Source organism: Salinivibrio sp. AR640, assembly GCF_001995405.1.
In the GTDB taxonomy this organism is placed as follows: Bacteria; Pseudomonadota; Gammaproteobacteria; order Enterobacterales; family Vibrionaceae; genus Salinivibrio; species Salinivibrio costicola.
Genome location: NZ_MUFD01000003.1, coordinates 71,525 through 91,717, shown reverse-complemented (window position 1 = coordinate 91,717; position 20,193 = coordinate 71,525). Strand labels below are relative to the sequence as shown.

The following is a 20,193-nucleotide window of genomic DNA, read 5'->3' as shown; positions in this document are numbered from 1 at the left end:
AGCTTACTATGACAGGGACACATAACGAGGAGGTCATCGAGAATAAGACGTACGATGAAATTTCAATCGGTGATGAGGCGTTTTTAGAAAAACGTTTAACCATGGAGGACATTAAGCTTTTTGCGATAATGTCCGGTGATGTCAATCCTGCTCATGTGGATGATGACTTTGCCAAAAGCAGCCGTTTCCAAGAGATTATTGCCCATGGCATGTGGGGCGGCGCATTGATATCAACGGTGCTCGGTACCAAGTTACCCGGGCCTGGGACGGTTTATTTAGGCCAAACGTTGGCCTTTAAAGCACCGGTCATGCTTGGCGACGTACTTCGAGTAATCGTACGCGTCGACCAAATGGACGATAAACGCCATCATATTGTGTTTGCCTGTCGCTGCGAAAATCAACGCGGCGATACGGTCATCGAAGGCGAAGCACGCGTATTAGCCCCCACTAAAAAAGTAAGCCGTCAACGGACAGTTATGCCAGAAGTGCGCTTGTCTGAGCGTGGGCAGTTACACGCGATTCTTACCGCAGCGGATCATCCTGATCCCATGCATACGGCGGTCGTCCACCCCGTTGATGACAGTTCTATTCGTGGCGCGGTTGCGTCGGCAAAACAGCAACTAATCATTCCAACGCTGGTGGGGCCAAGAGATAAAATTCTCGCCGCTGCAGACACCGCCGAAGTGGATATTCAGGACTTCGAAATTGTCGATACTCCGCATAGTCACGCGGCTGCAGAGCGCGCCGTGCAAATGGCACGAGCGGGTCAAATTGAAGCATTAATGAAAGGCGCGTTGCATACTGACGAACTGTTGCACGAGGTTGTCAAACGTGAGGGAGGATTGCGTACTGAACGTTGTTTAAGCCATGTAATGGCATTCGATGTTCCGACCTATCCAAGACCGTTATTTATTACCGATGCTGCGATCAATATTTACCCAGGGCTCGCGCAAAAGCGCGATATCATTCAAAACGCGATTGAGCTGGCGCATGCGATCGGGAACGCCCATCCGCGAGTGGCCATATTGTCAGCCGTTGAAACGATTAATCCGAAGTTGAATGCGACGATTGATGCTGCCGCGCTGTGCAAAATGGCTGAACGTGGTCAGATCACGGGTGGGGTCCTTGATGGCCCACTGGCCTTTGATAGTGCCGTTTCTGAGGACTCGCGTGCAACAAAAGGTATTGAGTCGCCAGTGGCAGGGCGTGCTGATATCTTGATGGCTCCCGACCTAGAAGCGGCCAATATGCTGATGAAACAACTCAGCTATCTTGCCGATGCCAAAGGCGCTGGTGTCGTGGTGGGCGCAAGAGTGCCCATTATGTTAACCAGTCGAGCCGATGACGCTTTAACGCGAATAGCGTCAAGCGCGCTAGCGTTATTACTGGCGGACTATCAACGAAAATCGCTCGATAAGTCGCGTGTCTAGTGGATGATGAAAAATATACTCGTAATCAATAGTGGTTCGTCGAGCCTAAAGTTTGCGTTGTTCGACGCTGGCGAAATGTCTAATTCTGACAACACGGATCAGCAAGTCTGTGTATTTCGGGGGCAGTTCTCTGGACTAGGGACAGAACGAACCGCGGTGATCATGCATGCCGGGAATCATACCTATGCCACTGCTCCGGCTGAGGCCAACGATCATCAGGCGGCTATTATGTCGTTACTCGATTGGTTAGGGCAGCATAATGTGCTCAAACGCCTCATTGCGGTCGGACATCGTGTGGTTCATGGGGGGATGTACTATGATTGTGCCACCCGCCTGGATCCGGATAAAGTGACGCTACTGGGCGCATTGACGTCTTTGGCGCCATTGCATCAACCTTATAGCCTCGCACCCATTCGAGCGCTAGACGAGCGATTGCCAGGTACGCCTCAAATTGCCTGCTTCGATACCGCCTTTCATGCGAAGCAGCCTTTAGAGGCTCGCCAATTTGCGTTGCCTTATGCGATGTACGATCGCGGCTTTCAACGGTACGGTTTTCATGGGCTTTCCTATGATTATATTTGCCGTTGCTTACCTTCCATGATTCCTAATTATGATCCCCAAGCACGTGTGATTGTGGCCCACTTGGGTAACGGTGCCAGCTTATGTGCGATCCAAGCAGGACAGAGTATTGCATCGACCATGGGGTTTACAGCGCTAGAAGGGTTACCCATGGGGACGCGCTGTGGCGCAATTGATGCCGGATTGGTTTTACATCTCATCGGTGAAGAAGGAATGACGGTCGCTGAGGTGAGCAAACTCCTTTACAAGGAGTCTGGCCTGTTAGGCTTGTCTGGGATCAGCAGTGATATGCAAACATTATTACGTAGTGATAAACCCAGAGCCCAGCAGGCGATCGACCATTATTGTTATCGTATCGCCCGAGAGATCGGGAGTTTGACTGCCGCCTTGGGAGGACTCGATCATTTGGTGTTTACGGCGGGTGTTGGCGAGCATGCAGCACCCGTACGAGACAGTGTCGTGCGCCAATGTGGTTGGCTTGGCATCAGGTTAGATGCATCGGCGAATCAACTGAACCAAATCTGTATCTCAGCCGCTGACAGTGAGGTGGGCGTTTGGGTGATCCCGACCGATGAAGAACGCGTGATCGCGATGGATTGCCTTGATTTATTGCGTTGACACTAGGCTATTCAGAGGCAAGAAAACGATTTTCTCAATCTTGTTCTTCTGACGCGTGATGCTGCAGTCGAAAAGGGAATGCTCGAAAAAGCTAAAAATGTGATATTCCATACAAAGTTATCTCTTTCAGTCCACGACTGGGCGTGAAATGCGTATCCTTAGCGCCGACAAAGGATGTAAGGATAACACTATGATGCGCGGGTTTTGGGTGGGGTTATTGATACTCAGCCTAACAGGATGTGCACAAAAGCTGGGACGGCCGTTTGATATAAAAAATCTTGCGAAATCAGATATGGATTTGATTACCGATATTCATATCGCCGAAATTCGTCAGATCACCGAACGACTATTGATCAAGCTCTATAAACGTAATCCCAGAGAGCTAAAAAAAGTGCCCGGAATGACTATCGACCAACGCGTTCACCAGCTAATGGCGGAGCAGCGTCCCCAGAATGGATTCCGTGAGCTGGGTGGAATGGACGGCATTGCATTGTTGCCGCTGGCATTTTCTACTGAGTTCGAGGGTGATCGTGTATTCGCACTGATGGCCGGTGTCACTGGGATGATAAGCGCTAGCTATAATCACCAGACTGAGTTCTTCTTACTCGATGATATTGATCAGCAAAAGCTTTATAACTGTGCACGTAACCTTGAAAAAATTGCGTGGCTGTTAAATAACCGTCGTGATGATCAAGATCATTTGCTGCTGCTCAGTAACGGCATGAATGCAAATGGTGTCCCCAATTATAGTTATGAGCGCTTACTGAGTCAGATGATCTTGATCCAAGATATGATGGCACTGATGGTGGCGGACAGTACCAATCGTAATATCAATCAAGTGGTACACAGTATGGCCTCTATGACCTTTTTCCCGATTTGAACGCCACCGCTACAGGCCTACCACGCAATGGTGTTTCCTTGATAATCTAAAAAGTGTCCGCTTTGGCTGTCGGTGAGTGTATCGAGAACTTGCTTGAGCCCTTGCGCCGAGATGTCGGCGGTAATCAGCGCATTAGGACCGCCCATTTGGGTTTGTACCCAGCCAGGGTGTAGGGCGACGGTGCGAATCCCTTTTGGTCGTAAATCAATTGATAAGCTTTTGACGACTGCGTTTAGAGCGGCTTTGGAGCTTCTGTAGATATAACCCCCTCCTGATTGATTATCGCTCATACTCCCCACCTTTGATGAGATGAAGGCGAAAATAGGAGTATGTCCGCTATTGTTGGCAAGCGTGAGATGTAGGATAAACGACTCAGCCATGACTAGTGGCGCAATGGTATTGACCGCTAACACCTCTCGCCACGCCTCTGTGTCCGTTTCTCCTAGCTGATAGCCTTTGGGACCATATTGACCGGCATTATTGATCAGTAAGTGAATGGGCGTGTCACTGAGGTTTGATGCAAGTTGTTGCACTGCGGCGTGGTCTGTCACGTCCAACGCCTGTGTTGTCAGTGAGGCATAGTGATTTTTTAGCGTCATTAAATGCGGCGCGGAACCCGGAAAGCGGCAACAAGCAATAACACGCCAGCCATGTTCAAGATACCGCTCGGTAAGGGCTAAGCCGATTCCGCGATTCGCGCCAGTGATAAGAAGTGTCGGGGTCATAAAACGCTCAATGTTGTAGATGGATATCACGTCATTATATGACTAATCCACCATCAACTTTAAGTGTTTGACCTGTGATAAAGCTCGCGTTGTCGCTGGCAAGAAAACTGATCGCATTCGCGATGTCTTGTGCGGTACCCATTCGCCCGAGTGGTGTCTTCCCTTTCATCATGTCGATGACTTTATCTGGTAAGTTGGCGGTCATAGGCGTTTCGATAAATCCAGGTGCGACACAGTTGGCGCGAATTTGTGCGCCATGACGAGCGAGCTCTTTTGACCAGGTTTTTGTCATTGCGATGACACCTCCTTTTGATGCGGCATAGTTGGTTTGGCCAATATTGCCATCGGTACCGACCACTGACGATAAACTGACAATCGCGCCATGCTCTTGAGCGAGCATCAGCGGTGTTATCGCCTGTGTCATGGTAAATACCCCTTTAAGATTCACATCAATGACAGCATCCCAATCCTCTTCGCTCATTTTGGTTAGCAAATTATCACGCGTGATCCCTGCGTTGTTAACGAGCACATCGATGACTGCGTTGTGTTGGTGCAGCGTCTGCACCCAGCTGGCGACAGCGTCTCTGTGGCAGACATCGAGCGCCACGGGTTTTATTACGGCATGGTTTTGCCAGTCTTGCATGTTATCTACAGTCCGGTCTAGCGCGTAAACGGTGTGTGCTCCCTGTTCGACAAATGTCTCGACGATGGAACGGCCAATACCTTGAGCGGCTCCCGTAATGACACAGTGTTTACCGGTCAGCATAGTTTTTCTCCTTGTTGTATTGATCAATAGGTTCTTGGGCGGTTGGTCATCTAAGCCTTTGCTTCTTCTCGCAACGTTGCGCCACTGAAAGATCAACGTGCAACAACTGGGCCAAAGGCAAGCGTCTTAAGCATACATTGTGATATCAATCTGAGGAGAAATAGGCTAAAATTTAATCAAGATGTCACCTTGTTTAAGAGAGGACCTATGCCGACGTCAATCAACTCGCAACCTTTGTCGCAGCAATATATGCAGCGTCAACGTGACCGTCAGGATGATCAGGTCAACGGCGGTCTCAATAACTCGATGAGTGTGCAAGAACGCGCTGAAGTCATCCGTAAAGAGCGGGAGGAGCAAAAAGAGACTGCCGCATCGAGTGAGCAGCGCGAGGATAAACGCGACTATCAAGCTTTAATTGATCGTGTTGCTGAGCAAGAGGCGCAAAAGACAAAAGCGGACGCGTACAATCAGCAGCAACAGGCATTGATGGACCAAGTTCAAAAAACGGTTACCCCCAACGCACAGCAAACCAGCTATAGCTTGAAGGTTTAAAGCTTGAAGATTTAGAGCTTGAAGGTTTAAACCTTGATGGCAGACGATGTTCAACAGGATCCCACCTGTAGACAGCGGGTTTCCCGACATTCTGCTCATCGGAAGCCATTATCAATCGGTCACGCCTCTCTTACCTACTTGGTTGGCCGTCGCTCTTCGTAGCGTCGGTGCGTTTATCTGAAATGCCCCGCCCTTTCTCCTGTTTTTGTTTCTTTTATGTAAACAAAGTGTATAGAGATTATTGAGTCTCTTTACATGCCATTTTGTTTTATCGCATTGATAAAAAACAACTTTTTGAGGCTTTCCCTTTCCTGTTCAGTAAGTATTACAGTATTGGTTAACAGTATTGTAACGACCTGAGCGTGCTGGATCACTAGTGCTTACTTTGGCGTCATGCTATTCCTACTGGCATCAACAAGGAGGAACCATTATGACATCCACACTGCAAAAACCGGTAAAAACCATTAACCCATTAGGGACAGATGGGTTTGAATTTGTGGAATATACCGCCCCCGATCAAGCTGGTATTGATGCGTTGAAAAGTCTATTTTCATTGATGGGTTTTGCTGAAATTGCCAAGCACAAACACAAGCATGTTTGGCTGTATCGCCAAGGCGATACCAACTTTATTGTTAATGGCGAACCCGAGTCTCAGGCACAAAGCTTTGCAGAGCATCATGGCGCGAGCGTGAATGCGATGGCATTCCGTGTGCAAGATGCTGTTCATGCAATTGCTTACGCGGCAAAACAAGGTGCCAAAGTGGTTGAGCCCAATATCGGTCCGATGGAGCTTAGCATCCCGGCGGTATATGGCATTGGCGACTCGTTACTCTACTTTGTTGATCGTTACGGTGATCAGAGTATTTACGAGGTTGATTTCGACTTCTATCCTGATTGGCAAGCGCGCCTTAAAGAAGCCGATGCAGGATTGAAGGTTATCGATCACCTGACGCACAATGTCGATATTGGCAACATGGATGTATGGGCTGATTTCTATGATCGTATCGCTAATTTCAAAGAGATCCGCTTTTTCGACATTGAAGGCAAAAAAACAGGGCTAAAATCTCGTGCATTGACTGCTCCGTGCGGAAAAATCCGTATCCCGATTAACGAATCCAGTGATGATAAGTCACAAATTGCCGAGTACCTAAAAGCGTACAATGGTGAGGGTATTCAGCACATTGCAATGACGACAGAGAATATATATCAAACAGTACGCACGCTGCGAGATCGGGGAATGGCGTTTATGGATACGCCAGAGACCTATTATGAGCAAGTGAATCAGCGTGTTAGCGGTCACGAAGAAAATATTGATGAGCTCCGTGATACTCGTGTTCTGATTGATGGTGACGCGGATACTGGCATCTTGCTACAGATTTTTACCAATACAGTTATTGGTCCTGTTTTCTTTGAAATTATCCAGCGTAAAGGCAATCAAGGCTTTGGTGAGGGTAACTTTAAGGCTCTGTTCGAATCGATTGAGCTTGATCAAATACGTCGCGGCGTGTTGGATTGATCGCTCAGAAAATAAAACCCTTCGCGCTCTTTAACCGGAGCGCCTTTTTGTCTACCTTTCCTTGTATCTAGCCGGATATTTTTCGCCCCAACGACGAACGGGCTCTATGCTTATAGGGCAAGCTCTTCGATTAAATAGGTGATTATGAAAGCAGGCAAAGCCATTTTACGCCATTCCTTATCAGTATCGTTGATGACGAAGCTGGCGCTATGCTGGGTAATACTCATCGCCTTATTCGCATCACTATTACTTTTTGCCGATTATCAATCCCATAAATCACAGGTCCAGCGCGTGTTACAAGATGTTGGCAGCCGTGATGTCCGCACCATGACTGATCACCTATGGCGAGTAGAAACACAAGCATTTGAACAACAAATTGAACAACTTATTGCACAACCAGAAATCGATTACATACACGTTTATGATGCTGACAGCACACAAATTGAACGTGGTGTAGAGCCAACTCAACAATCGATCCAGATGAGTTGGCCATTAATTGCCAAAAAAGAAGGCAATGAATATGTACTTGGCCAGCTTGATGTGGCCTCGAACTATACCGCATTACGTGCTTATCTAGGAGAGAGTGCGAAGTGGGCGTTTCTAGGTTGGTTGGGGGTTTCAGGGCTGGGCGTGATAGCGTCAATGTGGATAGTGCAACGGTATCTCACCGCACCATTATCGGCTCTGCACCAACAGGTGAATCAATGGGACAACGGCTTACCAAATCAAATCAGTGTCCCACCAGAATGTCGCGGTTGGTGGGGGTTTGAGGCGCGCTACAATGCTATGGTCACTCAATTTCGCCAAACGCTATCGCGGGTTGAGAACGAGAAGCTGGATGCCGAAAAGGCCAGCCACAAAAAAAGCGAGTTTCTGGCCAACATGAGCCATGAAATCCGTACGCCAATGAACGGCATTATCGGGATGGCATCGCTGCTGAAAAGTACGCGTTTGAATGATGAACAACAAGAGTTCGTTGAAATGCTAGAAACCTCCTCGATGTCGTTACTGGATGTGATTAACGATATCTTGGACTTCTCTAAAATAGAGGCAGGTAAGTTAGAGTTAGAACCATTAGAGCTCAATGTATTTGAGTTGGGTAAAGATCTGGAAAACTTGTTCACGTTGAGAGCTAAAGAGAAACACTTACAGTTTGGCTGTGAGATTGACCCAGAGATATCGCCCTTGCTGGTTGGTGACACACCGCGATTACGCCAAGTGATGATCAACCTAGTCGGGAATGCGATTAAATTCACTGAACAAGGCGAAGTCGCCGTTTCGATTACCAAAGTTCTTGATGAGGGAAACGCTTGTGTACTTCGTTTTCAAGTGAAAGATACTGGACCTGGTGTTCCGATTGAAGCGCAAAATCGTATCTTTGGTAAGTTTGAGCAAGGCGACGCTTCAGCAGCAACCGCAGGTGGTACTGGGTTAGGCCTCGCGATTTCTCAGCAAATTGTCAACCTGATGGGGGGGCGAATCACCCTAGAAAGTGAAGTGGATGTGGGTAGCCTATTCTCGTTCTCGGCGCGCTTTGAATGTGCAGATGTGCCGCTTGCGACGCCCGTAGAGGCGTATTTATTCGCGGGCGCGCCAATGCTACTGGTTGATGACAGTCGTCTTAATATGCGGATTACAACCGCGCAACTGAGTAATCTCGGCTGTCAAGTGACCTGTTGTATGCATCCCGATGATGCGTTGCCGCTTATTAAAGAACGGCTTGATAGCCAATCTCCATTTAAAGTCGTTTTGCTTGATAAGATCATGCCCAAAATGGATGGCTTTAGTCTCGCCGAGCAAATTGTCACTGAATTGGGTGAGAGAAGCCCAGCCATTATCATGCTGACGGCTGCGCCTGATGTGATTGATAGACCGCGCATCGAGCGATCAGGCATTGAAGGTTATCTTGGACGCCCTTATCAATTTAATGATTTAAAAGCTAATTTAGTTCGGATCCTTCAACAAAGACAGCCCACGCTGGGTATTGTGCGTTCAACAGGAAAGGGGACATCACTGGCAGGGCTACATGTTCTCGTGGTTGAGGATTCCAAAGTTAATCAACGCGTTACAGAAGCTATGCTGACGCAGTTAGGCATCAATGTGCGATCAGCGGATAACGGCGAGCAAGCGTTAGCCCTTTGGAGCAGTCAGCCTTTTGACGCCATTTTCATGGACTGCCAAATGCCGGTCATGGACGGCTATGAGGCGGCAGCACTGATCAGGCGTAAAGCGTCTCGCACGGACCGAATCCCCATTATTGCATTAACTGCCAACGCAACAGCAGAAGATAAAGAAGCATGCTTAGCGGCTGGCATGGATGATTATATTGCTAAGCCTGTTCGACAACACGAACTAGCAACCATGCTAAGAAAGCATACGTTTACCACAGACACACAACTATTGACCAAAGAGTAAGCGAAATAGTCAGCGCTGTTACGCAAGTGTGATCTTAGTTACAAACATATCATAAAATACGAAGGATTCTTGGTGTGGTCTAACCTCTTTTCGTTAGGGTTCTAATCTTTGAGTGGGCTTGGCCCCAAACATAATTAGAAAGCAAAACGCAAAGAGGAAATATGAACAGAAAAAAACTGTTTTCAGGGGTAGCGGCTTTATTGCTAAGTGTCGGCGCTCATGCTGGCGAACTTAACGTGATGGCTTATAACATCATGCAATTGAGCAACCTACAAGATTGGGATCAAGCAGAACGAGCGGCTCGTTTACCGACTGCGATTGCCGACATGGATACCCAGCCCGACATCATTTTGGTTAGCGAAGCCTTCAACGCTGAAGCAGAGCAAGCAATGAACCAACTTGCCAACCTATATCCTTACCAAACGCCCAATGTGGGGCAAGATTGCAGTGGTGAGGGTTGGGATGCATTAACAGGAGATTGCTCTAACTCTCCTTTCGTCGTCCGGGGTGGCGTCACCATTATTTCCAAGTATCCGATTTTGACCCAGCAAGCGCACATTTATAATAACAGTTTACGGGGCAGCTGGGACTATCAAGCAAATAAGGGGTTTGCGTACGCTAAGATCGATAAAAATGGCGAGATCTTCCATTTGATAGGTACGCACTTACAAGCCACGCATGATGGCATGTCTGATGAAGAACACGAGGTTCGTTTAGGGCAACTTGGCGAGATCAAACAATTTATTAGCAACAAAGACATACCGACTGACGAACCCGTGATTGTCGGCGGAGATATGAATGTGGAATGGAGCCGTCAAGATGAAATTAAGGATATGAAAGCGGCACTTAATGGTGCACTGCGCTTCTCTGAGCCTGAAGTGACCTCTTTCTCCGCTGAACATAACTGGTTTACTAAAGCAAACGCGTATCACTTTGAGTATGATCTGAATTACAACACGACGTTAGATTATATTTTATGGAGTCGTGATCATGGCAAGCCTGTTAACCAGCCGCAAATGCAGGTTGTGCGCTTAAAAGCGAAGGATAGCTGGTACTGGGATTACTTAGAAGGTGAGTGGCCACAAGAAGCAGGACAAACCTATCATGATGGTTACTACAATGAGCTTTCTGATCACTATCCGGTAATGATTCAGTTTAAATATCAATAGTGTGATTGAGTGATCTCATTCAGTTTTTGCCGGAAAACGGCAAAAACTCGCTGGAAAAAACGGTGAGCCTTAGTTGGTTCACTGTTTATATGCTGCATTTAATATGCCCAGTAGCACCATGGTTGCAAGGCTGACGCAAGTGATGATGGGAAGAGGTGGATAATTAAGTGTTAATGTCGCTAATAGTGACGCGAATCCATATCCGAGCGTATGCGCCATAGCGATATAACCACTGACTTTCCCCGGTTCATTGTCGAGCCTTTGCATCGCTTGGCTAGTATAGGCAGGGATCAGCAACGCACAGGCCCCTGATATTACGAGCATAGCAACGATTAATGCGCCCAGGGTAGGGAGTAAAAGTAAGCTATAACCTGCAACTAAGCTGATTGCGCCGATGCCCAGCATGTGGTCGATGCTTAGACGCTGTTTTTTTACCACCAACACTTGTACGGTGAGCGTTGCAATGCCGCTTAAGGTAAGCAAATAGCTCATCATCTGGCTAACTTTACTGGCAGACCATTCGGTGATGGTATGGAGTATCGGCGTGAGGTTGTATTGCAATAGGGCAATTGCTGCACACACGGCGAGTCCATATCCCATATAGGGCCAAATAGCTTTTGGCGCCAGCCACTGACTGACAGGCGAGCTTGATGTATCTTTCTGGCCCTCACGGTGAGGCATGAGGCTGATAACCAATGTGGCGATTAATGGCAGTAATAACATCAGCACAAGTGAGGCATACGGGCTGACGATCAAAACCGCCGAGGCGATTAATGGGCCGGCCAAGCGACCGAGACTTAAACCAATACTGATTGAGGTGATCGCCTGCATGCGGCGTGCCTCGCCAGCGAGTAACACGGCCCAATGCTGATTGGCGGGAACCATGCCCGCCACGGTTAAGCCATACACGACTCTTGCCATCAGCGCTAATGCTAACCAAGGCCATTGGTTGAGGCTGTTTTGCGCGCCCAGCGTGGCGATCAGTAACAGGACAAAGCTAATAGCCATGCCGATTAAGGCTTGAAGAACCACAAATTTGGGGCCGTACTGATCGCTTATACGTCCCCAAAAAGGCGCAGCAGGGAGAAAGAGTACACTACCCACCGCTATGATCACCGCCCAGGTTGACAATGAAAATCCGCCTTGTGCCACTAACAGTGGCAGCGAGACCAACAGCCCGTTTTGTCCAATGCCCATCAGAGCAGCAATAGACGTTAAGGTGATAGACTGCCATTTAGCGGTCTGTGTCGCGGGCTTTGTTTGTGTGTACGCCATTACCAGCCTGCTACCTTTTGCATCTGAGCTGACTGTGTGGAGGACTCAGTCAGCGTCCAGTCGAGTAAGCCGTGATGATGCGTAATGTCGTATAGGGGCGTGTCGCTAATCGCATTAATAATGGTTGCTGCCCGCCAGGCCGCGAGACTCAATTGTGGCTCAATAATACCGTGACAATGGGTGCCGACATTCATCATATATAAAGCGAGTGAACTGCCTTCACGCATTTTTACTCGGTAGTGAGCATTCACATTCGGTCGTCCCTCGTCATCAAGGTCGAGGTGGTCGCTTAAAGTATCGAGGCACTGAGGGAGTGCGCGAGAAAAACCAGTACACAAGATCACCACCTCTGCATCGAGTGCTGTGGTTACTCCGGTCAAGGTAGCTGTGGTCGCTAACTGGTAACCTGCTTGGTGTGATTGCATCCCAGTAAGCGTTTGTCCTGGAAGCAGTCGCCACCATTGCGGTGACCGGCGCACATATTTATCGTGATACAGGCGTTGATACAGTCCTTGCAAGCAGTCGTCGGTAATCCCATCACTGGCAAGCTTTTGTTGCGCAAGCTGAGTGTGTTTGATCTTGGGGTCGAGGCTATGAAACTGCTCTGCGTAATCAGGGATAAAATACTGATCAGTAAAAGGGTTCTCATCTAATCCTTGCAGGTTAGGACGGCGAGAAATCCAATCAATATGCGCTACTTTACCAAATTCACCATCAAAGAGATGCTGGAAGACATCGGCACCGGTTTGACCACCACCAACAATGGCAACTTTTTTACCCCTTAAGTCCGGTTGTCGGAGGGCAAGTTCACTGGCATGAAAGACCCGCTCACCCACAAATGGCGCAGCACAGTCAGGCATAAACGGTTGGGTACCGGTGCCAACGATCAAATGATCGCAGCTCAATTGTCCGTGTGGCGTACTCACCGCGAAGCCTGAGCCGTGAGGCATGATATTCAGTACTGGCGTATCGAATTGGGTGTTGGGAAGCTGATGAGCCACCCAAGCCATATAATCAGAAAACTCTAACCGCGATACCGTCTGTTCGCCCCGCGCGGTAAAGGGATAAAATTTTTTGGTCTTAACCAGGTAATTAATAAAGGTGTAAGGGCTCGTTGGGTCGACGGCCGTCACCATGTCTTTTAGGTATGAGGTTTGCATTTTCGCATCATCCAGCAATAAGCCGGGATGCCACGCAAACCGTGGCTTTTGCTCAACAAACAAATTCGAAATGGACTGACTGTAGGGAGCCAGCAGCGCCGCCGCACTGAGATTAAAGGGGCCAAGCCCTACACCTAAAATAGAATAATGCCTTGTCATAACTGCATCCTTATTGCGCATAACGTGCGAAAAAGTCGTTACGCTCACATTGCATCAGTGCAGCGCGCTTATGGGGAAAATCGAATTCTTTTTGTTTTTTCATGCCCACACCGCGAGCAATTCGGGCTACGCGCCAATTTGTTGCATTAGGCTCACCCATTACGTTTCGGGTACGAGGCTCGGCTAAGAAACAGTAATGGATAATAGATTGCGCCCAGGTATTAAAGTATTGGCGACCCAAAAAGTCGGAATTACCAACTAACATATGCATACCACGATCGAAAGCATCGACATCGTAGTAAGGTCCAAGCCGGTCTTCCGCGACCCAATAAATTTCAAAGTAGCCGAAAGGCTTTCCATCAAACTCGCCAATCACGGGGAGCAAGTGCGCATCGTGATGGGCCTTTTGCAGATATTGGCGATGAAACTTGAGCGAGCCCTCTAACTCCCAAATCGGGGCAATATCCGGATGGTTGTGCCAGGCGTGAAAGCAAGCAAGATCGCGTTTCGTTTCTGCTGGACGTAGCGTTAGTGTGCGCTTGAGGTGATAAAAGTAGCGACGATAGAACACGCCTTGTGGTTTCTCAGGTCGCGTTGGGTGGGTTAAACCGTTCTCTGCGGTTTGGTATACCTCATTGGAGGGTGACTGAGCTTGGTGCCAAATCGGGCAGTGTTGTTTAAACTGCGACAGTGTCAGTGGTGTGCAGGGGGCGACGACGGATTGCAGAGCGTGAGGATAATCACTGGCATACAGTGCTTGGCACTGATGCTGATAAAAGGCGTGCTCAACCGCCGCCCACCAGAGTGATTGATCATTGCAATAGCGCGTGGTTAGCGTTGCGGTGTCATTGTCCGGTTTGTGCAGCACGAAGGTCGCTTTGGCTTGACCATGTTCCATCACGTCGATGAGGTGATAAGACGCGTCGAGCGAGTGGCTGCGAAGCCCCACGGTGCGATCAAGATTGACCGGTTTAAATACGCATGAGCCCAGTGCGTTATCACCATAAAATGGGTTATCGATATCCGTGTAAATTTGGCTGGGATCGGCCAGTGTCGCTTCATTGTGATCGGCGAGGAAAGTGTGGAAGTTCCGTTTCCAGTGCAGAGTCGGCGAGTCGAGAAGATAGTCATACAGGCGGCTATCCACAGGATGGCTCGCTCGCCAAGTTGCGAAAGCTTGACGGCATACCTGCCACAAACGCTGCTCGGTGACACCGGTGGCTTCGCTGATCGCGGAAAGTGTATTGATTAGTGTATTACCAATCAGGTAGTAGCTCAGATACGGATCAACCTTGTCGGCTGGCACGTAACAGCTTGGTAACCCTTCACTGAATGCATCGGGGAACAGCGCAGGGGCAGGGTCGGTGACCCAAATACCTTGGCAGTCTCTGTACATCATGGCGCTAGGCAAACCGTGCGCGGTACGCAGCAAGATATTTTGCTGATGGGCCAGTAACAAGATGCCATAATCGCTGCGTGCCAAACACAGGGGATACAGAATATGGTCCAAGAAGGCGGCTAACCAATGATGTGCGGCGTCGTGCTGTGTCCATTGATGATGTTGTGCGGCTTGCGCGATCAGCGCGCCAATTTGGCTGCCTTGCCCATGTGGCTGGTTGATACTGGCGAGCAGGTGGACATCTTGATCGGCTTGGTGGGCGAAAATATTGTCGCGCAAGCTCACCAGAGGCAGTGATAAAGGCTCACCTTGCGCGGACAAAATAGTGCACCAGACCGGCTCTTCGATAAAGGTCGTCGTGGCGGCTCGCTGCTGCAGCGTTTGTCCGGGGGCTGCGTTGAGCATTTTACTCAGTAAGGCACCACGCTTGGCTTCAGTGGCGGTTAATAGCCGTACCGAGTTAGTGAGCTTGACAGGCAGAGAGACTTTTAACATCCACTGATGGTCGGGATGATAGATGGCGCGTGACGATGAGGTCGCCAGCCAGCCGCTACTGGTCAAGGCTAAATCAATCACGCTGTTTTTGAGTGCACGTGCGTCATCACTGTCACGCCATGCTTGCGCTTGTAAAGGATGCATGGGCAAGGGAAGCCAGCCTTGCGGCAAATTGGCCGCATGGGTTAAGCCCACGCTATCGACAAACAAGGATTGCAAGGTGTCGAGTACATCATGGTTGACCCCTTCACCTGTCCATTGCCCCGGCGCAACCGCAAACCATTCAATCGCAAATGACTGCGCAAATTCGGGTAGATACGTCTCTTGCTGTTCGGGCGTCAGTGGTTCATTGCTCTTGGGGGCAGGGTGCATGCTATGACCGCCGGTCAGAGACTGCTCCGATTCGATAAAACGCTGTGGCCAGCGGTCGGCGAACCTGTGTTGCCAATGTGCCTCTGCCCGCTGCACATAGGCGTCAGACTGACTAACACGTGATGCAAAGCGATCGATACGCTCGCCACTCAACTCGGGTACCAACTCGGCGATACGGCATACTGCATCGGCAAAGGTAGTAGGGGCAGCTTCACCTTCGCCACCGCGCCACAGTATGTCCCCTTGATAGCGATGACGACCGGCTGCTGAGGTGTAGGTGAGCGGCAACAATAATTCGCCCTGCTCGCACGGAAAACAGGCGTGGTCAGGCTGACCTTTTATCACACGCGTGTGTGGGTGCTCGACAAACAACGCATTGAAAAACGCATTCAAACTCAGGGGATGTGTCATGACAACTCCTTACAGACACGGGCTTATTGGGCAATGTTGTGGTGCAACTATGGTTGAAACACATTGGGAGAAAAGGCGCCCAGCGAGGACTGGGCGCGAAAAGGAACATAATTAGAACGTGGCGCTGTAGCTCAAGCTAAAGGTACGGCCCACACCGGCGTAGTTGAATAAATTGCCAAGTCCGTAGTCACTATAGACTTTTTGCGCTTTTTGGCTCCAAATAGTCTGATAGTTTTTATCGAACAGGTTTTGGATGCCGAAGTTAAGTTGGCCGATTGGCAAAGTGTAGTAACCATTTAGGCCGACAAGCTCGTAACCTTCGATGCGATCATTATCTTGATCAGATAGATCGCCAACGTGTTGGAGGTTGAGCTCTGTGCCCCAATCGAAGTTCTCATAGCCGACTGCCGCCATCGCGGTAGAAGGGCTCGCGTCGTAGATGCTTAGTTCATCCCAGTTGCCATCCTCTTTTACCTCGCTTTGTACGAGGTGCCCTTGGGCGCGGCTGTACCACGTATCGGTAAGATAATATTTGAGCTGCCCTTCAAGTCCGTAAATACGCTGTTTGTCGTTATCTAACTCGACATCCAAGTTTCCGTTGTACTTGTACGACTTATCCGAAATCGAATAGTACGCTGCGACTTGTGCATTATAGTCTTGTTGCTGAGTTCGCCAGCCTAGCTCAACGGAGTTGGTTTTTACCCCATCCAATTCCGTATTTTTAACACTCACGCTATCTATTAAAGTGGCGTCTGTGCCACCTGAATATTTGCCTTTTCCGTAGAATTTGCCTGGGTCTGGCATATTAAAGCCTTGGCTAAAGTTGGCCCAAACTTGTTGGTTGTCGGTCAGTTCATACTTGAGTCCTGCATTCGCGAGCCAAATATCTTTATCCGTCGTGCCACCGAGGATAGTACCCGCGCTATTTAGTTTTCCAACGAGTATTTTGGCTTGCTCTGCAAAACCGATAAAGTCATCGCCTTTATACTTGGTGTACTGGTAGCGTAATCCGGCAAAGGCATTTAGTTTATCGTTAACGGACCAATCTGCTTGAGCAAATACGCCTACATTATGGGTAGTAAAATCAGGATAACGACCTACATCCCCGAGGTGCTTAAACTCTAGTCCATTACTGGTCAGGCTCGTTCCTTGATCATAGATACGCTGAAATGCATCGAATTTCTCTTGGCTAAAGTCTGTTCCGTAGTTGAGTGTTAGATTATCGAATTCTTTCTCGAACAAGACTTTTGCGCCGATAACCTGGTTGCTTTGCTCTGAAGCCCCAAGATATTTCATTTGTAGTGCACTAACGGGGAACGGAAAGAATCCAAATGTTTCTTCACGATAATAAGCTTGGGCCAGTAAGGAATGGTTAAAGACGTTAGCATTACTGTATTGAGCGTTGAGCATCATGCGTTCAGTGAAGGGTTGCTCATCCAGCTTTAGCCCATCGGAGCGTTTAATCAGCGAATCGTCTTTAAGACCCGCAAACATAGGCCCATAATCAATCCCATAATCCGTATCCTGCTGACTATCATAGTATTGAGCAGTCAGAGAGAGGTGCTGTTCGTCATCTGGGCGGTAATCGAGGCTGCCCATCACATCAATGCTGTCATTAAATTGGGTATCGGTTTGGGTCACATCGGGCAGAATAGGATCGCCATTGCCGTCGTAGGCCGCGCCTTTGCCTTCATACGCTACTGACAAGCGCCCTTGCAAGGTATCACTGCCGCCGGATACCGCGACCGCGGCTTTTTTGGTCAGGTCGTCGCTGTTGTTAAACCCAGTGGTGACGCCGGTGTGAACCTCGAGCTGGGCATCGCCCGCTTCACCGCGTTTGGTGATGATATTGATAATACCGCCGGTTGCGCCCGCGCCATAAATGGAGGTCGCGCCTGACAGTACCTCAACACGAGCAACATTAAAGGGGTCGATACTATCCAGTTGGCGGCTGATAGTGCGCGCGGCATTCAATGCGACGCCATCAATCATGATTTGCGCGCTGCGACCACGCAAATTCTGTGAGGCATTGGTGCGTGCGTTGGTGCTGCCAAAGTCAAAGCTTGGGATCAGCTTCCCGAGCGCGCCTTTTAATGACTCACCGCCTTGAATTTCACGGGTTAATTCTTCATTGGTGATTACCCAGTTGGTGCTGGCGGAATCGGCGATGGTCGTTTGAATCTTACTACCGGTCACAATGATGGTTTCGGTATTGGCCGCAGAAGGGGCGGCATGGGCGAGATGGGCGCTGATCACTAACGCCAGCGGCGAGAGTGAAAAGCCGACTGCTTTTATGGTGTTCATAATTATCCTTATTCGTCACAACACTGCAGGGTTGGTGAGGCTGCATCCCTGCAGTACTACTGAATCACTACCTTTTTCCCATCATCAAATGATAATGGATATCATTATGATTATTGATCTTTGTTCCTTATGTCAATACATTGATAACCGAATTGCCACATTTCACTTAAATTGGTGAAAAATAACGCATAAAGGACATAGGAAATGCAGGGGAATTATTTGCAAGCAGCCAATCAGAAGTTGCTCGCAAAAACCATCAGAGAGCTTCATTTTGAAAACGCGATTACCGTCTCTCATACCGAAGGGCGCGACTATCAACTCACTCTCCCTAATGCGAACTGGTCGTTTTCAGCCACCATGAGCCTATGGGGCATGGTGATTGTGGATATCGGCAGTGTGTCACGTGGGGATAATCATCAGCCCGAGCTCATCGCGCTAATAATAGATTTACAGCCAGAGATTAAGATGACGCCACTCCACCTCGGTGGGCTGATTGAAGAGTTACAAGAAACCCTCAGCGCCGAACAGCAACATCTTGCAATGTTAGATGTTATGCCAGCCGATGAACTGGTCGCGTTATCTGAATCGGCTCGCCAGGCCTATTTGGATGCACACCCTAAGTTTCTTGCCAACAAAGGCCGGTTAGGCTGGGGACAGCAAGAGAGCCAGCAGTATGCACCTGAATACGGTAACGTTTTTGCCTTGCATTATATCGCTGTACATCGAGACTGCGCACAACATGGTTTTTGTGAGGGGCTGGATCAGGCAAGTTTGCTCATCGATACACTATCGCCAGCTGCTTATGACGCGCTTATGTCGCGCTTGCCGGCGGATAAGCATGATTACCTTATCATGATGGTTCATCCTTGGCAGATGCAGCGTTATATCTACAGCCAATACGCTTCTTCAATTGCTTCTGGAAAGATAATTGATTTAGGTACGCGTCCTGAGCAGTGGCTAGCGCAACAGTCTATTCGTACCTTGAGTCGTGCGGATAACCAAGGAAAATACGATGTTAAAACCGCGCTGACGATCCTTAATACGTCTTGCTATCGCGGCGTGCCCGGCAGCTTTATTGCGCACGGCCCCGTGCTGTCAAAATGGCTCTCAGAGTGTGTGAGTCAGGACGATCTACTGTCCCGTCTTGGCATGCACGTGCAACAAGAAGTGGCAGGGATATATTGCCCACAGCCTTATCAGGCGCAGATAGACAGTTGCTACAAATACCATGAGATGTTGGGATGTGTTTGGCGTGAACGTGCGGAAAGCTTGCTGCTATCGAATCAGCGACCTATGAGTTTGGCGACGTTGATGCAAGCCGGAGGCGATGGGATAAGTTGTGTGGAAGCGCTGATTACGCGCACCGCGTTAACGCCTAACGAATGGTTGCAGCGTTTGTTTGATCACGTTGTTGTGCCCCTTTATCACTTGCTGTGTCAATACGGGATTGGTCTCGTCGCCCATGGGCAAAACATAACGGTAGTGCTTGAGGGTGACGTCCCTGTAGGTTGTATGATCAAAGATTTTCATGGTGACCTACGCTTTGTCGATCAGCCATTTCCGGAGCTAAATAGCTTGGATAAAGATGTACGAGGTAATATTAAACACTTGCCACCACACTATCTAGTTCACGACCTGTATACCGGACATTTCGTGACGACGTTACGCTTTATCTCGCCATGGTTTGTCTCACTTGGCGTTAGTGAAACTCAGTTTTATCGCCAGTTAGGTGATACGCTTCGGGCTTATCAACACGCGCATCCGGCGCTTAGCGCCCGTTTTGCGCTGTTTGATGTGTTGAGTGAGACCAAAGAGAAAGTGTGTATCAATCGGGTCAGATTCAACATTGGTTACGATGATAGCAATGAACGGCCGTTGCCCATGTTTGGTGAGCCTATCGCTAACCCTCTCGCCATTTAAAAAAACCCGCCTTTTGGCGGGTTTCTTTTAGTCGGTTAAGCAACGGGA

General features: G+C 48.9%; 14 protein-coding genes. 8 read left to right on the top strand and 6 right to left on the bottom strand.

Annotation, left to right across the window (positions count from 1 at the left end):
• Positions 1–8 precede the first annotated feature (8 nt).
• The 3 genes from BZG75_RS02995 (at position 9) to BZG75_RS02985 (ending at position 3,507) form a co-directional block, all read left to right on the top strand.
• Positions 9–1,430 carry a bifunctional enoyl-CoA hydratase/phosphate acetyltransferase gene (locus tag BZG75_RS02995; protein ID WP_077460859.1) on the top strand — a complete coding sequence of 474 codons (1,422 nt, stop codon included), beginning with the start codon at positions 9–11 and terminating at the stop codon, positions 1,428–1,430.
• A 3-nt stretch (positions 1,431–1,433) separates the two neighbouring features.
• Positions 1,434–2,627 carry an acetate/propionate family kinase gene (locus tag BZG75_RS02990; RefSeq protein ID WP_077460860.1) on the top strand — a complete coding sequence of 398 codons (1,194 nt, stop codon included), beginning with the start codon at positions 1,434–1,436 and terminating at the stop codon, positions 2,625–2,627.
• Positions 2,628–2,817: 190 nt separating this feature from the next.
• The gene (locus BZG75_RS02985; protein WP_077460861.1) at positions 2,818–3,507 is read left to right on the top strand and encodes a hypothetical protein; all 690 of its coding nucleotides are present in this window, start codon (positions 2,818–2,820) and stop codon (positions 3,505–3,507) included.
• A gap of 17 nt (positions 3,508–3,524) precedes the next feature.
• Here BZG75_RS02985 and BZG75_RS02980 read toward each other — a convergent pair whose 3' ends face one another.
• Both BZG75_RS02980 and fabG read right to left on the bottom strand, forming a co-directional pair.
• On the bottom strand, positions 3,525–4,232 hold the full coding sequence (locus BZG75_RS02980) for an SDR family oxidoreductase (protein WP_077460862.1): 708 nt from the start codon (positions 4,230–4,232) through the stop codon (positions 3,525–3,527).
• A 34-nt stretch (positions 4,233–4,266) separates the two neighbouring features.
• Complete coding sequence (gene fabG / locus BZG75_RS02975; protein ID WP_021023758.1) at positions 4,267–4,998, bottom strand: 3-oxoacyl-ACP reductase FabG; 732 nt, start codon at positions 4,996–4,998, stop codon at positions 4,267–4,269.
• 207 nt (positions 4,999–5,205) lie between these two features.
• Here fabG and BZG75_RS02970 point away from each other — a divergent pair, with 207 nt between their 5' ends.
• From BZG75_RS02970 to BZG75_RS02955, 4 genes are all read left to right on the top strand, one after another.
• Positions 5,206–5,550: a hypothetical protein gene (locus tag BZG75_RS02970; RefSeq protein ID WP_077460863.1), complete on the top strand. Its 345-nt coding sequence runs from the start codon at positions 5,206–5,208 to the stop codon at positions 5,548–5,550.
• A 430-nt stretch (positions 5,551–5,980) separates the two neighbouring features.
• Entirely contained in the window at positions 5,981–7,066 is a 1,086-nt protein-coding gene (gene hppD, locus BZG75_RS02965) for a 4-hydroxyphenylpyruvate dioxygenase (protein WP_077460864.1), read from the top strand.
• 144 nt (positions 7,067–7,210) lie between these two features.
• On the top strand, positions 7,211–9,481 hold the full coding sequence (locus BZG75_RS02960; RefSeq protein WP_077576139.1) for a response regulator: 2,271 nt from the start codon (positions 7,211–7,213) through the stop codon (positions 9,479–9,481).
• Between the two features lie 161 nt (positions 9,482–9,642).
• Positions 9,643–10,650, top strand: coding sequence for a sphingomyelin phosphodiesterase (locus BZG75_RS02955; protein ID WP_025744874.1), 1,008 nt, complete (start codon positions 9,643–9,645; stop codon positions 10,648–10,650).
• A gap of 78 nt (positions 10,651–10,728) precedes the next feature.
• On the opposite strand, the gene BZG75_RS02950 is transcribed toward BZG75_RS02955, so the two are convergent.
• The 4 genes from BZG75_RS02950 to BZG75_RS02935 form a co-directional block, all read right to left on the bottom strand.
• Complete coding sequence (locus BZG75_RS02950) at positions 10,729–11,925, bottom strand: MFS transporter (protein ID WP_077460865.1); 1,197 nt, start codon at positions 11,923–11,925, stop codon at positions 10,729–10,731.
• Entirely contained in the window at positions 11,925–13,244 is a 1,320-nt protein-coding gene (locus tag BZG75_RS02945; RefSeq protein WP_241824064.1) for a lysine N(6)-hydroxylase/L-ornithine N(5)-oxygenase family protein, read from the bottom strand. The genes BZG75_RS02950 and BZG75_RS02945 overlap by 1 nt, the downstream gene beginning before the upstream one ends.
• Before the next feature lie 10 nt (positions 13,245–13,254).
• Positions 13,255–15,921, bottom strand: coding sequence for a GNAT family N-acetyltransferase (locus tag BZG75_RS02940; protein WP_077460867.1), 2,667 nt, complete (start codon positions 15,919–15,921; stop codon positions 13,255–13,257).
• A gap of 111 nt (positions 15,922–16,032) precedes the next feature.
• A complete protein-coding gene (locus tag BZG75_RS02935) occupies positions 16,033–18,225 on the bottom strand; it encodes a TonB-dependent receptor (RefSeq protein ID WP_077460868.1) in 2,193 nt (730 codons plus the stop codon).
• Positions 18,226–18,429: 204 nt separating this feature from the next.
• Here BZG75_RS02935 and BZG75_RS02930 point away from each other — a divergent pair, with 204 nt between their 5' ends.
• Positions 18,430–20,145 (top strand): IucA/IucC family protein, encoded by a 1,716-nt coding sequence (locus tag BZG75_RS02930; protein WP_077460869.1) that lies wholly within the window; start codon positions 18,430–18,432, stop codon positions 20,143–20,145.
• Positions 20,146–20,193: the final 48 nt, after the last annotated feature.

Excerpts from the sequence above, each read along its gene's own strand:
- BZG75_RS02995 (WP_077460859.1), top strand. The coding sequence starts at position 9 with ATGACAGGGACACATAACGAGGAGGTCATCGAGAATAAGACGTACGAT.
- BZG75_RS02990 (WP_077460860.1), top strand. The coding sequence starts at position 1,434 with ATGATGAAAAATATACTCGTAATCAATAGTGGTTCGTCGAGCCTAAAG.
- BZG75_RS02985 (WP_077460861.1), top strand. The coding sequence starts at position 2,818 with ATGATGCGCGGGTTTTGGGTGGGGTTATTGATACTCAGCCTAACAGGA.
- BZG75_RS02980 (WP_077460862.1), bottom strand. The coding sequence starts at position 4,232 with ATGACCCCGACACTTCTTATCACTGGCGCGAATCGCGGAATCGGCTTA.
- fabG (WP_021023758.1), bottom strand. The coding sequence starts at position 4,998 with ATGCTGACCGGTAAACACTGTGTCATTACGGGAGCCGCTCAAGGTATT.
- BZG75_RS02970 (WP_077460863.1), top strand. The coding sequence starts at position 5,206 with ATGCCGACGTCAATCAACTCGCAACCTTTGTCGCAGCAATATATGCAG.
- hppD (WP_077460864.1), top strand. The coding sequence starts at position 5,981 with ATGACATCCACACTGCAAAAACCGGTAAAAACCATTAACCCATTAGGG.
- BZG75_RS02960 (WP_077576139.1), top strand. The coding sequence starts at position 7,211 with ATGAAAGCAGGCAAAGCCATTTTACGCCATTCCTTATCAGTATCGTTG.
- BZG75_RS02955 (WP_025744874.1), top strand. The coding sequence starts at position 9,643 with ATGAACAGAAAAAAACTGTTTTCAGGGGTAGCGGCTTTATTGCTAAGT.
- BZG75_RS02950 (WP_077460865.1), bottom strand. The coding sequence starts at position 11,925 with ATGGCGTACACACAAACAAAGCCCGCGACACAGACCGCTAAATGGCAG.
- BZG75_RS02945 (WP_241824064.1), bottom strand. The coding sequence starts at position 13,244 with ATGACAAGGCATTATTCTATTTTAGGTGTAGGGCTTGGCCCCTTTAAT.
- BZG75_RS02940 (WP_077460867.1), bottom strand. The coding sequence starts at position 15,921 with ATGACACATCCCCTGAGTTTGAATGCGTTTTTCAATGCGTTGTTTGTC.
- BZG75_RS02935 (WP_077460868.1), bottom strand. The coding sequence starts at position 18,225 with ATGAACACCATAAAAGCAGTCGGCTTTTCACTCTCGCCGCTGGCGTTA.
- BZG75_RS02930 (WP_077460869.1), top strand. The coding sequence starts at position 18,430 with ATGCAGGGGAATTATTTGCAAGCAGCCAATCAGAAGTTGCTCGCAAAA.